We start from the raw sequence: 15220 nt of genomic DNA on the forward strand, positions 1-15220 counted from the left end.
ACAAACAGCAGCCAAGCCTTTAGCCCGCTGCTGCCGTTGCTATTGTGTTAGCAATTATAAAATGTGTTAGGTCAAAAGTTATTGGCTAACTTCGATTGTTAAACCTGCACGATTCGCCAACTCAGTGAAAGTTGGGAAACTTGTCGCCACAGTTTCAGTACCCTGAATTGTAATCGGACCAGAATTACGAAGACCTGCCATACTAAAACTCATGGCAATACGGTGGTCATGATGTGATTCAATTTCACCACCAGCAAAGATTGGTGACCAATCACCTGACTTACCCTTACCTTCGATAATGATTCCATCATCAGTTGGCGTGCAGTCAATACCCATGATTTTTAAGCCATCTGCCATAACCTGAATACGGTCAGATTCTTTCACACGAAGTTCTGCCGCACCAGTTAGTACCGTTTGGCCTTCGGCACAAGCTGCTGCAATAAATAAAGCTGGGAATTCATCAATTGCTAAAGGTACTTGGTCTTCTGGCATATGAATGCCTTTAAGCGTGCGTGAACCTTTAATATGAATATCCGCAATAGGTTCGCCACCAGCAATACGTTCATTTTCAACAGTTAGATCAGCATCCATCTGTTTTAAAATTTCGATTACGCCAGTACGTGTTGGGTTAATACCTACAGCTTCCAGAACAACATCGGAACCCTCAGTAATTGCAGCACCCACCATAAAGAAAGCAGCAGATGAAATATCAGATGGTACTTGAATATCAGTACCTACTAATTTACCGCCACCAACAAGAGAAATCTTGTTGCCTTCGGTTTTAACATCATAACCAAATGCACGAAGCATGCGCTCTGTGTGGTCACGAGTTGGTTCTGGTTCAGTGACTGAAGTTTCACCTTCAGCCCACAAACCAGCAAGTAAAATACCCGACTTCACTTGAGCAGATGCCATAGGTAAATCGTATTGAATGCCTTTTAATTGCTGGCTACCCGTAATGCTGACAGGTGGTGTACCTTTCTCACCGGTAGTCTGAATTTGTGCACCCATTAAACGTAATGGTTTAGCAATACGCTCCATTGGACGTTTAGAAAGTGACGCATCACCCGTCATCACTGAATCAAACTTTTGCGCTGATAGCATACCTGAAAGCAAACGCATGCTTGTACCAGAGTTACCCATATACAATGCACTTGCAGGTGCTTTTAAACCATGCATGCCTACGCCATGAATGGTCACTTCCCCATTCTTTGGGCCTTCAATGCTTACGCCCATGTCACGAAAAGCTTGCAAAGTTGCTAAAGCATCTTCACCTTCGAGGAAGCCTGTTACATGCGTAGTGCCTTCGGCAATAGCACCAAACATAATGGAGCGATGTGACACAGATTTGTCACCCGGTACGGTAAATTTACCTTTAAAAGCCTTATTTCCCGGTAAGATACTGAATTGCTGTGTCACCTTATTTTTCTCCATTAAAGGTTTTTTGGCTAACATATGATTGAAATGCTGACGTGCTGCCTGAGCATGGCCGAGTAAACCCATTAATGCATGAGAATCTTCGTTTTCAATCAATTTTCTAAGTACGGTAAGTTGCTTTTCGAAGCCATCTACAGCATTTAATATCGCTGTTTTATTGGCAAAGAAAATGTCATGCCACATTTGAGGATCACTAGCCGCAATCCTTGAAAAGTCACGGAAACCACCTGCTGCATAACGGAAAATATCAAGATTATCTTCACGGTTTGCAAGTTGCTCGACCAGATTAAATGCCATTAAATGTGGTAGATGACTCGTATGTGCCAGCACTTCATCATGCTTAGCAACATCCATACAAATGACTTCAGCTTTAGCAGCTGACCAAAGTTGAATCAGTTTATCAACAGCCCATTCTGCACTTGTCGGTAACGGCGTTAAAATTACTTTGTGATTTGCAAATAGATCAACCTTACCTGCATGAACACCCGTGTGTTCACTACCTGCAATAGGGTGTCCCGGTACAAAACCTGCTGGTAAATTTTCACCAAATACAGCTTTTGCTGCATCAACGACATTACCTTTTGTACTTCCCACATCAGTTACAATCGTGGTTTCTGACAAATAAGGTTTAATTTGCTCAAGCACTTTTTGCGTAGCGCGCACTGGTAAGGCTAAAACGACTAAATCTGCCCCTTTCACGGCTTCAACAGGATCAGAAAATCCTTCTTGTATTAAGCCAAGTGATTTTGCATCTTCTAAAGTTTTCTGTGAGCGTGTAGAGGCAACAACAGTTGTGGCCAACTTTTCTGCAACAATAACACGAGCTAAACTCGACCCGATGAGTCCTAAACCAATAAATGCAACTTTTTTAAATAGGGGTTGTGACATAACTTCAACTTTGCTTTTGCTCAAAGATATTTAAACCATTGAACAATTTGTTTTTAAGCATAATGACATGCTTATCTTTATACATGTCATTATTCCAACATAAATGATTACAGAACAGCGGCAGGATAAGAACCTAAAATACGAATCTCTTTTACCATTGGGCGAATATCATTAATCGCAGCAGCAACATTCTCTTGTTCGATATGACCTTCTAAATCGATAAAGAATACATATGCCCACTTTTCAGGTAATGCTGGACGAGTTTCAATACTTGTTAAGCTAATATTATGTTTTGCAAATGGCGCTAAAATTTCTAATAAAGCACCCGCACGGTCATGTGCTGAAATCAATAACGATGTTTTATCGTTGCCGCTTTGTGGAATTTTTTCACGGCCAATCACTAAGAAACGAGTTGTATTTTCCGGATTATCTTCAATATTGCTATGTAAGATTTCAAGGTTATACATGCCTGCTGCAATATCAGATGCAATCGCTGCTGAATGCCATTCGTTGCGAATACGGCGGGCAGCTTCAGCATTTGAGTTTAAAGCAACACGTTCAACACCAGGATAATGCGCGTCTAACCACTGGCGACATTGAGCCAAAGTTTGCTGATGAGCATAAATCTGCTTGATACTGTCTTTACGTGTATTTTCAGAAACAAGAAATTGATGATGAATACGTAATTCAACTTCACCAATCACATTTAAATTCGATGTTTTAAAGCAATCTAAAGTATGGTTTACAACACCTTCAGATGAGTTCTCAACTGGAACTACACCGTAATGTGCACTACCTGCTTCCACTTCACGGAAGACTTCATCAATCGTTGGAAGCGGGCGTACAACCGCATCTTTACCAAAATGCTTAAGCACAGCAGATTGAGTAAAAGTACCTTCTGGCCCTAAAAATGCAATACTTTGCGGCGCTTCTAAAGCAAGGCAAGCAGACATAATTTCACGGAACAAACGTGCCATGGTTACATCAGACAAAGGACCTTGGTTACGCTCCATAACTTTACGTAAGACCTGCGCTTCACGTTCAGGACGATAAAACAAAGGATTCTCTTCGGAAGCAAATTTAGCTTTCGCAACAGCTTCAGCAAGGCTTGCGCGTCGATTTAATAATTCTTGAATCTGTTGATCCACGCTATCAATATCTTCGCGAATTTGTTCTAAACTAAGAGAAGTCGTTTTGTTTTGATCATCGTTGATCATTAGAATGCAGCCTCAGTAAAATCATCTTTTAAACGAGAGTATAACAATAGTCTGCTTTGATTTGTTAGGCAATATGGCTGTAAGAGCTTTTTTCATTAACCTTTTTGCGTACATTCCTTGAATTACTTTATTTGATAATGATTTTCATTTATCATTTGTGTAGTAAATTTTATTATTCCTCATTATGCATAAATCATTTTTCTTTTTACCTTGCTGTTTCCTTTTAAGCCCATTAATAAGTGGCTCTGTATTGGCTCAAACTTCCACACAAAATCAACCAAAAATCGTTTTTCAAAATAATCAGGCCCAATTTCAAATTAAATCTAAAAATACAGGCCATGATTACCTTATTCAAATCTATAAACCACCCGTTGCCCCACCCCAACATGGTTATCCAGTACTTTATATATTAGATGGCAATGCAACATTCCCAAGTGCTGCCAATATTGCCCAATCTATTGGTGCAGGTTCAGCAAAATTAGGCCTAGACCCACTCATGATCGTCGCGGTTGGTTACCCGCAGCAAAAAACTTTTGATGTGCAAAAACGCGCTTATGATTACACACCAAAACCTTCTGCTGAATTTCAAGCACATGGTAAATATAAATATGGGGGTGCTGATCAGTTTATTGCTTTTTTAAATAGCGAACTCAAGCCTCCAATTGCAAAACAGTTTCCAGTTAATAGTCAACAACAGAGTCTATATGGACATTCTTTTGGTGGCTTGTTGGTTCTTTATCATTTTTTTCAAAAGCCAGATGCGTTTCAGCGTTACTTTGCTGCAAGCCCTTCTCTTTGGTTTGATCAAGGCATGTTATTTCAACAGTTAAATCATTGGCAAAGTCAAAAACAAAGTAATTCTCCAATGCTTTTGACCACAGTCGGTACACATGAACAAGGCGGGCCTCGTACTCAATTTGATAATAAATTTAACGAAACAGATTTCTTTAAAGCTCTGGAAAATAAACGTTCAGATCAATTTAGTTATTGGCATTTTTATAACCCAGCTGAACAACACATTACAAATTTGTATGCAAGTCTACCTAAAGCACTTATGTTTGCTTCGTGCAAAGACCTAGAAAGCTGTAAATCTTTATTTGATGGGCCATCACAGCAGCCAGCCAAGTAAAAACATAATTACATTTAAAGATGATTATTTCGTTGTTCTTAAAGATAGACCTCTTAAAGCATAGATTGGTTATACTGACCCCATATGTCATAACAACAGTAAAATAGAATGAATAAAATTATTGTTTTAGGCTTACTGGGTCTTACAAGTTTTAGTTTAACGGCTTGTGGCGGTTGCCCCTTAATCGCAGGATGCAATGGTACTGATAATTCTCCGTACTATATGACAACTGTCAGTAATCAAGTTCGTGGTATTCCAATCCTACCCCAAACCAAGCTCACCTATCAGTCGCAAAATTTCAGGCAGAAATTTGAGCAAACACATGCTTTAAAAGAGAAAAATTTATCAGGCATTGCTTTACCAGAAAATACAGCAATCATTTGGGGCGGTATGCCAGTAGACATGTTTATACAGTTTTCTAATCCCGAAATGAAAGGCTTCTCGGTCTATCCAGCACGAGGATTTAAAGCAGAATTATCAAATGATTTTTTACGTTTATGGAAAAGCTGTGAAAGTGATTTAAACATTAACTTAAAGAATCCAAATGACTGGTCATTTAATCCTGAAAATATGAAAATAACTGGTTGTGGTGTCGTCTTTCAAGAACGTAGTGAATACACCGAAGATTCATTTCATCAAGATGAAGCAGATGAGTTTTTAAGAAAGATGAATCATGCATTACAGCAATTACCGAAACAACAAAACTATCCTGTCATTCAACAGAAGACTAAATAGTTAAAAACAAAACAGCCTGTTCTAAGACAGGCTGTTTTTTCTCTGCTTAATTAGGCTTTGCCAATTAATCCACGCGCTACGATTTCTTTCATAATTTCATTTGTACCACCGTAAATACGTTGGATACGGGCATCTACAAAGAAACGTGAAATTGGATATTCAGTCATATAACCATAACCACCAAAAAGTTGGAGTAAGTTATCTGCGACCTTCATTTGCATATCACTACTGAAACTTTTCAATGCCGCAGCTGTTTCTACATCTAATTTGCCTTCTTGATATAAGGCAACGTTTCTTTCATAAAAAGCTGCTGTAGCAAGCTCATCAATTTTTGCTTGTGCTAAAACAAAACGTGTATTTTGGAATTGTGAAATGGGTTGACCAAATGCTTGGCGCTCTTTTACATAAGCTGTTGCCAAATCAATCGCACCGCGAATTGCCCCAATTGCAGTAGATGCAATTGCAGTACGTTCACGCGGTAACTCTTGCATTAAATAAGCAAAACCTTGCCCAGCTTGACCAAGTAATTGGTTTTTAGGTACTTTCACATTGTCAAAAAACAGCTCAGATGTGTCTTGAGAATGCAGGCCGATTTTGTCGAGATTTGTGCCTTTTTTAAAGCCTTCCAGATGTGTATCTGCCAATAATAATGACACACCTTTCGCACGGGCTTGGGGATCAGTTTTTACTGCAAGCACAACAAGATCAGCATGCTGTCCATTTGAAATAAATGTTTTTGAACCATTTAATAAATAGTGCTCGTCTTGCAAGATGGCGCTGGTACGCATTGATTGTAAATCCGAACCTGCTCCAGGTTCAGTCATACCAATTGCACCAACAACTTCACCTGTTACCATTTTCGGTAACCAATATTGTTTTTGCTCTTCTGTCCCGATATGTAAAATATACGGTGCAGCAATTTCAGAGTGGCAAGAAATAGCTGTTGATAATGCACAAAAACCAGCACGTGCAGATTCTTCAACTAACATTAATGAATAGTAAGTTGGAACCCCATAACCACCATACTCTTCTGGAACATCTACACATAAATAGCCATTTTCACCCAGTTGATTCCAAACTGAACGAGGCATGATTCCTTCGCGTTCCCATTGGTCGTAGTGAGGCGCAATATGCTCACTCATAAAACGTTTAAAATTATCACGGAATAATTCTAAATCTGCATCGTATGCCAACATAATATTTTCCTTCAGCTTTATTGTTTTATCGAATCTCATTGCTGTGCATGCTAATCATTTTTTTAGCAACTGTCATGGCATAGCTGCTCATTAAAACTGTACTTTTCAGTCAGCCAATAAAAAAGGAAGCTTTAGCTTCCTTTTTTATATAGGTTTATTTGAATTAATCTAGACCTTCAGCGACTTGAGGACTTTTTGGTTCCATCATTTTTCTGTCGACTTCATCTGGATTATTTAAAGCATCATTAAGCTTATCTTTATCTAAAGCACCAACCCATTTCGCAACAACAATTGTCGCTAAAGAGTTACCAACAAGGTTAGTTAAAGCACGTGCTTCTGACATGAAACGGTCAATACCTAAAATCAATGCCAAACCTGCAACCGGAATATGTCCAACAGCAGACAAAGTTGCCGCCATAACAATAAAGCCAGATCCAGTTACACCCGCCGCACCCTTAGATGAGATTAAGAGTACTAATAACAAAGTAATCTGATGTTGAATATCAAGCTGAGTATTCGTTGCCTGAGCAATAAAGATTGCTGCCATAGTCAAATAAATTGACGTTCCATCTAGGTTAAATGAATAACCTGTTGGAATAACCAAACCGACTACAGACTTTTCACAACCTGCAATTTCGAGTTTACGCAACATGCGAGGTAAAACAGATTCAGAAGAAGATGTACCAAGTACAATTAATAACTCTTCACGAATCATGCGAATCATTTTGAGGATACTGAATCCACTCATACGGCTGATTGTACCCAAAATCAAGAAGATAAAGAGTAGACACGTAACATAGAAGCAGAGAATTAATTGCCCTAATTGTACAAGTGAACCAACGCCATATTTACCAATGGTGAATGCCATTGCACCGAATGCACCAATCGGAGCCAGTTTCATAATCATGTTCACAATGTTAAAGAACACATGTGCAACTTGATCAATAAATTTTAAAACTGGACGTCCTGCATCACCTAACTTATGTAAAGCAAAACCAAAGAGAATTGCAAAAAGAAGGACTTGTAAGATTTCACCATTTGCAAATGCGCCAACAACCGTATCTGGAATGATGTGCATTAAGAAATCAATGGTAGATTGTGACTCACCAGAACTGACGTATTTTTGAATGCCCGAGGTGTCTAGAGTTGTAGGGTCAATATTCATCCCTACACCCGGTTTAGCAATGTTAATTACAACAAGGCCAATCAGAAGTGCAATTGTTGAAACAACTTCAAAGTATAACAACGCGACGCCGCCAGTTTTTCCGACTGACTTCATGCTTTCCATGCCAGCAATACCGCTGACCACGGTACAGAAAATAACTGGAGCGATGATCATCTTGATCAAACGAATAAAGGCATCACCTAATGGCTTGAGTTTCTCACCTAAACCTGGGATATGCTGTTCAACACCATTGACAATTTGCGTTGAGCTTGGGGAAAAATGCCCTACCAAAACACCCGCAATAATCGCAATAATCACCTGAAAATAAAGTGATTTATAAATCGGTTTTTTAGCCATAACTTTACTTCAATCTATATTTCCAAGTCCGTTGGAAATACCAAAATGAAACGTCTATTCTTTACGAATACACAGCCCTAACCTTTCACATGAACACCGCAAAAGGGAAACGGTTCTTTGTAAACAAAAAACCTTCCTACTACCTCAATGAAAACAAAAAAAGTTGTTTTCTAAAACAGGAGAATACCTGAAGTTTCTAACCACTTTGAGTAGTTAGAAATAACCTCTTACTTTTTCAATAAAAAGCTGAAGATATAGGAGAATCACAGAAAATTATGATATGAGTGCTCAAAAAAGCACGAGAAAGTGTACTCGAATTAAATAATGATTCGGTTAAATTTTTAGCTAATACGCGCAAAAAACACTCATGCAGCCTTAAGACTTTAGTATAAGAAACACTTTTGATATTTTTTCGACAGTTTTTTATGTCATATTGATTAAATACTTGTGGACATTTCATTTTGAGCTGCCTACATCCCATCATTTTTATTGTTTTTGAACTACGATGAATACTAAACGTAATATCTATAAAGATGCTGAACACCCATTCGCTCAATATGTCCGTATTTTAGGTAAGGGAAAAAGTGGTTCACGCTCTTTAAGCTATGAAGAAGCTTATCAAGCATTTAGCATGATTTTAAAAGGTGAAGTGCTTGATGTTCAGTTAGGTGCTTTTTTAATGCTACTTCGTGTTAAAGAAGAATCTATTGATGAACTCGCGGGATTTGTTCAAGCCACTAGAGATCAACTCAATTTTCAACCTTTAGACGTTGATTTAGACTGGTCATCTTATGCGGGTAAACGTAAACATTACCCATGGTTTTTGTTAGCAGCTCTTACGCTTGCCCAACATGGTTATAAGATTGTTATGCATGGTGCATCAGGCCACACGCTTAACCGCGTCTATACCGAGCAAGTTTTAGAATATCTGGGTTATCAAATTTGTCATTCTGAACAAGAAGTACGAACACAACTAGCAGAGCAAAATTTTGCCTACTTACCACTAGATGTGATTTCACCGGTTTTAAGTGAACTAATTTCTTTAAGAAATGTAATGGGATTACGCTCACCTATTCATACTTTAGCCCGTTTAATTAATCCTTTTAATGCTAAAGCCACCTTACAAGCTATCTTCCATCCCGCTTATAGAACCTCTCATCAACATAGTGCACTGCGCTTAGGCTATCAAAATAGTGCTGTCATTAAAGGTGAAGGCGGTGAATTTGAGCGAAATCCAGATGCTAAAACACTCATTTGTGGTATTAAAAATGGTGAGCTTTATGAACACGAGTTACCAAAACTCACGCCTGAACGTAGTCCAACCGAAGAAGAATTAGATTTAGCAACTTTCAAAGCAGTATGGCTTGGTCAGCAGCACCATGAATACGGTGAAATGGCAGTAACAGAAACAATGGGAATTGCGCTATATACCATGGGAGTTGTTGCTAGTTTTGATGAGGCAATGCAAAAAGCAAAAGTATTATGGGAAACAAGAAATTCAGGGCTAAAAGATAAAATTTAGTTCATACAGCCTTATACGCTATGTCTCTTCGATATTGTTGCGTATAGGCAATACTTACTTTTCAAAGATGAAAAGTAACAAAAATCTTTCGTTGAGCAAACAGTACGTTCTTGTACTGTTGCTCAACAGGCGACATCCTTGTCGCCGACGCGATAGCAAATGCTAATACGATTTATTCTTTTATTCTAAAATGCGGTTTTAAACAAAACGAATTGGTTTAAATTCTGGCTCATGTTTGTGGTGATCATCTTCACAAACCTCACCTTCTTCTTTCGTACCGCGGTCAATATAACCACTACGCTGCTCTTCTGGTAAGTTCTTTAACTCCCAAGCAATTACAGCTTGCATACAAGTTTCACGCTGCTCTTTTGTTAAAACAACGCCATTTGGCCATTTACCAATTTCTACTGCTGTTTTTAAACGCTCTACAATCTCAGGGTTTAAAATAGATAGCATTTGTTCAATATTCATGATTCATCTCTTTGGAAAGATTCAAAATCTTGGTTCCAACCAAGTTTGGTACGGCAGGCCATATAAAAATCATAACCTGGTGGATGCAATAAACTTAATTTAAATGGATGTTTACGGATGTGTAAACTATCTCCAACATTGAGCGATATGCTATGTTGGCCATCTGCACTCACCATTGGTAACACCCGATTTTCGCGAATAACAATCTTAATTTCGCTTTGTCCACCGACTACGATGGGACGTGATGACAATGTGTGAGGATGCATTGGAACTAATGCAATCGCATCCATACTTGGATGTAAAATTGGTCCACCACCTGACAACGCATAAGCCGTTGATCCAGTTGGAGTCGAAACAATTAAACCATCACTATGCTGGCGATAAACATATTGGCCATCAATGTTGAGTTCAAAGTCAATCATGTGGACCGACTTACCCGAATGCAAAACGACATCATTTAAAGCAATGGCATCATAAATGACTTCGCCATTTGTTCGCACTTCCATTTCAAGTAAGAAACGGCGATCAAGTTGAAAATGCCCTTGAAGCACTTGGTCAAGTTTAAAAATCGCTTCTGACGGTTTGATATCGGTTAAAAAACCTAATCTCCCACGGTTGATACCAATAACAGGTGTATTGTAACGAACCAAAGCTCTTGCTGCATGGAGTAAAGAACCGTCCCCGCCAACTACAATAACTAAATCAGCAACTTCACCTAATAAATGACGACTTACTACCTGTGCATGATCATAAGGGACTAATTCAGCAGTTTCCTGATCAAAAATGGGGTTTAAACCTAGGTTCAATAAATGATCATGAATTAAACATAGTGTTTCTACAACTGATGATTTATCTGGTCGACCGATTAACCCGACGTTTCTGAAGGACTTATGTGAAATTTGCACGAATGAGTAAGCTCCGCTGCGATACTTGCCTATAATAACATTAACCTGATTAATTTAAAAAAACATAACTACAAGATGCTGTAAAATTCAATCTAAGTTTTCCAATTATTCACAGTTTTATCATTGCAAATTGATGACAAGCTATCGCATCATTACAGGCATTGTTAGGGTTTTATCTCATTTTTATGAAGTTTGAACGTGGTATCGGTTTCTTTGCACTAATCTTTTCCATTTTGGTCATTGGTGCTTTTATTGCTCTTAGTATCTATCTGATTCGTTTAGATAATATTATCCGTGAAAAATTTGAAGGACAACGGTGGGATATTCCTGCCAAAGTGTTTGCACGTCCTCTGGAAATTTATAACAACGCGCCTATTTCCCAAGCAAATTTCACTCAAGAATTGAAGCTACTGGGTTACAAAACTTCAAGTAATTATGACAAGTCTGGAAGTTATGTTGCTCAAGGCAGCAACATGTATATTCACACACGTGGCTTTGACTACGGTGACAGTGTTGAACCTGAACAAGTCTTAGAGTTAAGTTTTGCAAATGATCAAGTTGTTGAAGTTCGAAGTACCAAACCTTCTTCAACTGGCGTTGCACGCTTAGAACCGTTACTCATTGGAGGAATTTATCCTCAACACAATGAAGACCGTGTACTCATTAAACTGAATAATGTCCCTAAACCACTTATTGAAGCTTTAATTTCTACAGAAGACCGCAATTTTTATCATCATCATGGTATTTCAATTCGCGGTACGGCTCGTGCACTAGTGAGTAATATCACGGGTGGAAAGCGTCAAGGTGGCTCAACCCTGACTCAACAATTAGTTAAAAACTTCTATCTCACACCTGAGCGTACATTAAAACGTAAAGTTAATGAGGCTTTAATGGCTTTGCTCATCGAGCTGCATTACAGCAAAGATGAAATTTTAGAAGCCTATTTAAATGAAGTGAATCTTGGCCAAAATGGTAGCTACTCAATTAATGGCTATGGTTTGGCTTCACAATTTTATTTTGGTTTACCATTACGTGAACTTAGCGTTGCCCAACAAGCTTATTTAGTAGGTTTGGTACAAGGCCCTTCTTTATATAATCCTTGGAAAAACCCTGAAGGTGCAAAAAAACGCCGCGATACCGTATTAAACAACATGCGTGTGATGGGTTATTTAACTCAAGCCGAATATGAAGATGAAATTGCACGTCCTTTAAATGTATTAAGTAAACCAAGTTTAGGACCTGCAAAATTCCCAGACTTTTTAGATATTGTGCGTCGTCAGTTGCGTACAGAATATCAAGAAAGTGATTTAACCAATCAGGGCTTACGTATTTTTACGACCTTAGACCCAATTACTCAAACTCAAGTTCAAAATGCGTTTAAAGCTTCAGTAGATCGCTTAGCAAACAGCAACCCAGCACGTTTGAAAAACCTACAAGGTGCTGTACTAATTGCTCATCCTGAAAATGGTGAACTCGTTGCAGCAGTTGGCTCTACACAAGACTTTACTGGTTTTAACCGTGCTTTAGATGCAAAACGCCAAGTCGGTTCTTTATTGAAACCTGTAATTTATTTGAGTGCGATTGAATCTGGACGTTATAACTGGGCAAGCCAAATTGAAGATACTCCAATCAGTGTTCCTGTAGACGGCGGTAAAAGCTGGACACCTAAAAACTATAGTGGTGGTGGACATGGTGTAGTAAGTCTGAGTGAAGCATTAGCAAACTCATATAACCTTTCTGCTGTACGTTTGGGTCAAGAGTTTGGTTTATCAACATTTACCAATAATCTAAGAAAGTTTGGTGTTGAATCAACGATTCCTGCCTACCCTTCTATTTTCCTTGGGGCAGTCAATATGTCACCAATGGAAGTACTCGGAATCTATGAAAACTTCGCTACAGGCGGTTTTAAATATCCAACTCGTGCAATTCGATCTGTGGTAGATGCGAATGGCCGTTTACTTGACCGTTATGGCCTGAATGTTCAACAAACGATTGATCCAGCAGTTGGCTATATCATGAACTATGGTTTACAACAGGTCATGTCTTCGGGTACTGGGCGTTCAGCCTATAGTAGCTTATCTCCAGCTTTAAAGTTGGCGGGTAAATCAGGTACGACTAACGATACACGTGACTCATGGTTTGCAGGTTATTCGGGTAACCATGTCGCTGTAGTATGGTTAGGTTTAGATGACAACAAAGTAACAGGCTTAACTGGTTCATCTGGTGCATTGCCAGTATGGACTAACGTGATGAAACAGTTACGTCAAACTCCTGTGAATATACGTCAACCAGACACTGTACAGTGGCAGTGGATTGATCGTGCAACAGGTGATTTATCTGCTCAGGCTTGTGATGGCGCTATGTATATTCCGATGCTAACACATACGGTTCCGCACCGTGCTACGTCATGTGGAGCACCTTATTATCAAGTTGATCCAACATATACGCCACAAAGTGATAACACAACGCCTGACTCTCAGGATGATAATACCGACAGTTATATTCGTGAAAGTGAAAATCAGATGCAACAAGATCTGTCAAATAACTCACGTGTAATTTCAAGTGGTAGTTATAACAACTAAGCGTAAACAGGAAATTAGGATATGTTGAAGAAAGGTGTTTTTTATATTGGTGCTGTTCTTATGGTCGGCTGTACAACTTTGCCTGATCATTCTGACTCCAAAGAGAAAACACCTACTCCTCCAGTCAAAAAGACGGAAACTCCATCGGGTGTAAAAATTACACCTTATGATCATCCGGAAATTCAACGCAAAAATTTACAGGTGATCGTTCCTCAACAGAAAAAGCCTCAACATTTTAGTGATGATGGCAGCCAGTTACCTGCATTTAAAGTCTTAATGCAAAAAACACAGCAGGCTTATAAAAACCAGCAATGGTCAGAGGCTGAACGCTATGCACTTCAGGCACAGCGTTTAGCACCTCAAGCAGCTGAGACCTATTTATTTCTTGCACTTACTGCAAATCATAAACAGCAATATTCTAATGCTGAGTCTTTAGCACGACGTGGTTTAAGCTTTGCTCAGAGCCAAGCAATGAAAAAACAGCTTTGGCTAACTATTTTAAAAGCTGGGCAACAACGTAATAATCCAAAAACTGTTCAAGAAGCGCAACAAGCATTAAAAGCCCTCTAACTTTTAACGCTTTTGTGTTTTATTAAAAATTACGGATACCCGCCAAGCCATACGCACCATGTTGTTGTGCTGTGGCTAAATCATCAGGACTCATGCCTCCCAAAGCGAATACGGGAATCTGGCATTTCTCAATCAAGTCAGTTAAACGATCCCACCCTAATGCGCTCGCATATGGATGGGTCTCTGTTACTTTGACAGGACTTACAAAAACAGCATCACAGCCAATTTGCTGAGCATGCTGTAAAGAAACTGCATCGTGGCAAGCAGCAATAAAACGCACTCCCACTTCCAAGTCGCCTTTATGCAAACTCATTAATTGGGATTGCTTAAGATGCACTGTTTTTATATGAGTTTTTAAATCAGGTTTTAGCTTGTGCCAAGCATCGACATTCACGATTAATTTTGAAAGCTGATCGGTATCTAAAAGAGCTAACTTTTCTAGATCTGCCTGATCAAAACTATCTTTTTCACTACGTAAATACACTAAAGTGTCATCATTTTCGACTGGTGTCAGCGTAGGGCTAATTTTAATAAAATGCGGCCAATACAATCTTTTTATGATGTCTTTATTGGCTTTTGGAAAGTTCAAGTGAAGTAATTGTTCACGTGTGTACCATGCCCATGGTTGATGAATAAGATTTAATAGTTCATCAGGCACATAACTATGGAATAAATGTAAATTGACAATAATGTCGTCATATTCATGATGAATATAATCAAATTGATGCCAATCTTTTAAACCAATACCCACTTCTTCATAGATTTCACGGCGACAGGCTTCTTCGGGTGTTTCACCTTGCTCAACTTTCCCGCCCGGAAACTCATGCTTTCCACCTTGATGCTGCTGCTCTTCGCGCCATCCAACTAGTATTTTTCCACGATGGATCAAGATTGCTATAGCGACATCGACGATTGGTTTGGGCATTTTTTTACTCTCTAAAACTTTTCTCAAGTGTAAGCAAATTTTATCATTTTATAAAATCTTGAAAATCTCATTGACAGATCTATTCGATAATGATTATCATTTAAATCGTTCAAGAACATAC

The 15220-nt window shown here is 38.8% G+C and carries 12 protein-coding genes; 5 read left to right on the top strand and 7 right to left on the bottom strand.

The genetic code is table 11. The features are described 5' to 3' along the window. Positions 1-78 precede the first annotated feature (78 nt). A complete protein-coding gene (locus I7H67_RS01765) occupies positions 79-2325 on the bottom strand; it encodes a bifunctional prephenate dehydrogenase/3-phosphoshikimate 1-carboxyvinyltransferase (protein ID WP_198306925.1) in 2247 nt (748 codons plus the stop codon). Positions 2326-2432: 107 nt separating this feature from the next. After that, entirely contained in the window at positions 2433-3542 is a 1110-nt protein-coding gene (gene pheA / locus I7H67_RS01770) for a prephenate dehydratase (protein WP_003650703.1), read from the bottom strand. A 184-nt stretch (positions 3543-3726) separates the two neighbouring features. Here pheA and I7H67_RS01775 point away from each other — a divergent pair, with 184 nt between their 5' ends. Both I7H67_RS01775 and I7H67_RS01780 read left to right on the top strand, forming a co-directional pair. Further along, positions 3727-4671 carry an alpha/beta hydrolase gene (locus I7H67_RS01775; protein ID WP_198306926.1) on the top strand — a complete coding sequence of 315 codons (945 nt, stop codon included), beginning with the start codon at positions 3727-3729 and terminating at the stop codon, positions 4669-4671. Between the two features lie 108 nt (positions 4672-4779). Beyond that, positions 4780-5406, top strand: a complete 627-nt coding sequence (locus I7H67_RS01780; RefSeq protein WP_198306927.1) for a hypothetical protein — start codon at positions 4780-4782, stop codon at positions 5404-5406. 50 nt (positions 5407-5456) lie between these two features. Here the strand turns inward: I7H67_RS01780 and I7H67_RS01785 are convergent, their stop codons facing one another. Both I7H67_RS01785 and I7H67_RS01790 read right to left on the bottom strand, forming a co-directional pair. Beyond that, the gene (locus tag I7H67_RS01785) at positions 5457-6602 is read right to left on the bottom strand and encodes an acyl-CoA dehydrogenase family protein (protein WP_198306928.1); all 1146 of its coding nucleotides are present in this window, start codon (positions 6600-6602) and stop codon (positions 5457-5459) included. A 163-nt stretch (positions 6603-6765) separates the two neighbouring features. After that, on the bottom strand, positions 6766-8124 hold the full coding sequence (locus I7H67_RS01790) for a dicarboxylate/amino acid:cation symporter (protein WP_005307027.1): 1359 nt from the start codon (positions 8122-8124) through the stop codon (positions 6766-6768). A gap of 505 nt (positions 8125-8629) precedes the next feature. Here I7H67_RS01790 and I7H67_RS01795 point away from each other — a divergent pair. Beyond that, on the top strand, positions 8630-9646 hold the full coding sequence (locus tag I7H67_RS01795; protein ID WP_198306929.1) for a glycosyl transferase family protein: 1017 nt from the start codon (positions 8630-8632) through the stop codon (positions 9644-9646). Positions 9647-9844: 198 nt separating this feature from the next. On the opposite strand, the gene I7H67_RS01800 is transcribed toward I7H67_RS01795, so the two are convergent. Both I7H67_RS01800 and I7H67_RS01805 read right to left on the bottom strand, forming a co-directional pair. Continuing rightward, on the bottom strand, positions 9845-10117 hold the full coding sequence (locus tag I7H67_RS01800; protein WP_004791223.1) for a YeaC family protein: 273 nt from the start codon (positions 10115-10117) through the stop codon (positions 9845-9847). Continuing rightward, complete coding sequence (locus I7H67_RS01805) at positions 10114-11022, bottom strand: NAD(+) kinase (RefSeq protein ID WP_004791221.1); 909 nt, start codon at positions 11020-11022, stop codon at positions 10114-10116. The genes I7H67_RS01800 and I7H67_RS01805 overlap by 4 nt, the downstream gene beginning before the upstream one ends. 185 nt (positions 11023-11207) lie before the next feature. On the opposite strand from I7H67_RS01805, the gene mrcB reads away from it, so the two are divergent. Together mrcB and I7H67_RS01815 are read left to right on the top strand one after the other, a co-directional pair. Beyond that, on the top strand, positions 11208-13604 hold the full coding sequence (gene mrcB, locus I7H67_RS01810; protein ID WP_198306930.1) for a penicillin-binding protein 1B: 2397 nt from the start codon (positions 11208-11210) through the stop codon (positions 13602-13604). A gap of 21 nt (positions 13605-13625) precedes the next feature. After that, positions 13626-14174, top strand: a complete 549-nt coding sequence (locus tag I7H67_RS01815) for a tetratricopeptide repeat protein (protein WP_005307034.1) — start codon at positions 13626-13628, stop codon at positions 14172-14174. A 22-nt stretch (positions 14175-14196) separates the two neighbouring features. Here I7H67_RS01815 and I7H67_RS01820 read toward each other — a convergent pair whose 3' ends face one another. Continuing rightward, on the bottom strand, positions 14197-15099 hold the full coding sequence (locus tag I7H67_RS01820; RefSeq protein ID WP_198306931.1) for an NUDIX domain-containing protein: 903 nt from the start codon (positions 15097-15099) through the stop codon (positions 14197-14199). Between the last annotated feature and the right edge of the window lie 121 nt (positions 15100-15220).

The sequence above is a fragment of the Acinetobacter sp. ACIN00229 genome (genome assembly GCF_016106645.1).
Lineage (GTDB): Bacteria > Pseudomonadota > Gammaproteobacteria > Pseudomonadales > Moraxellaceae > Acinetobacter > Acinetobacter oleivorans.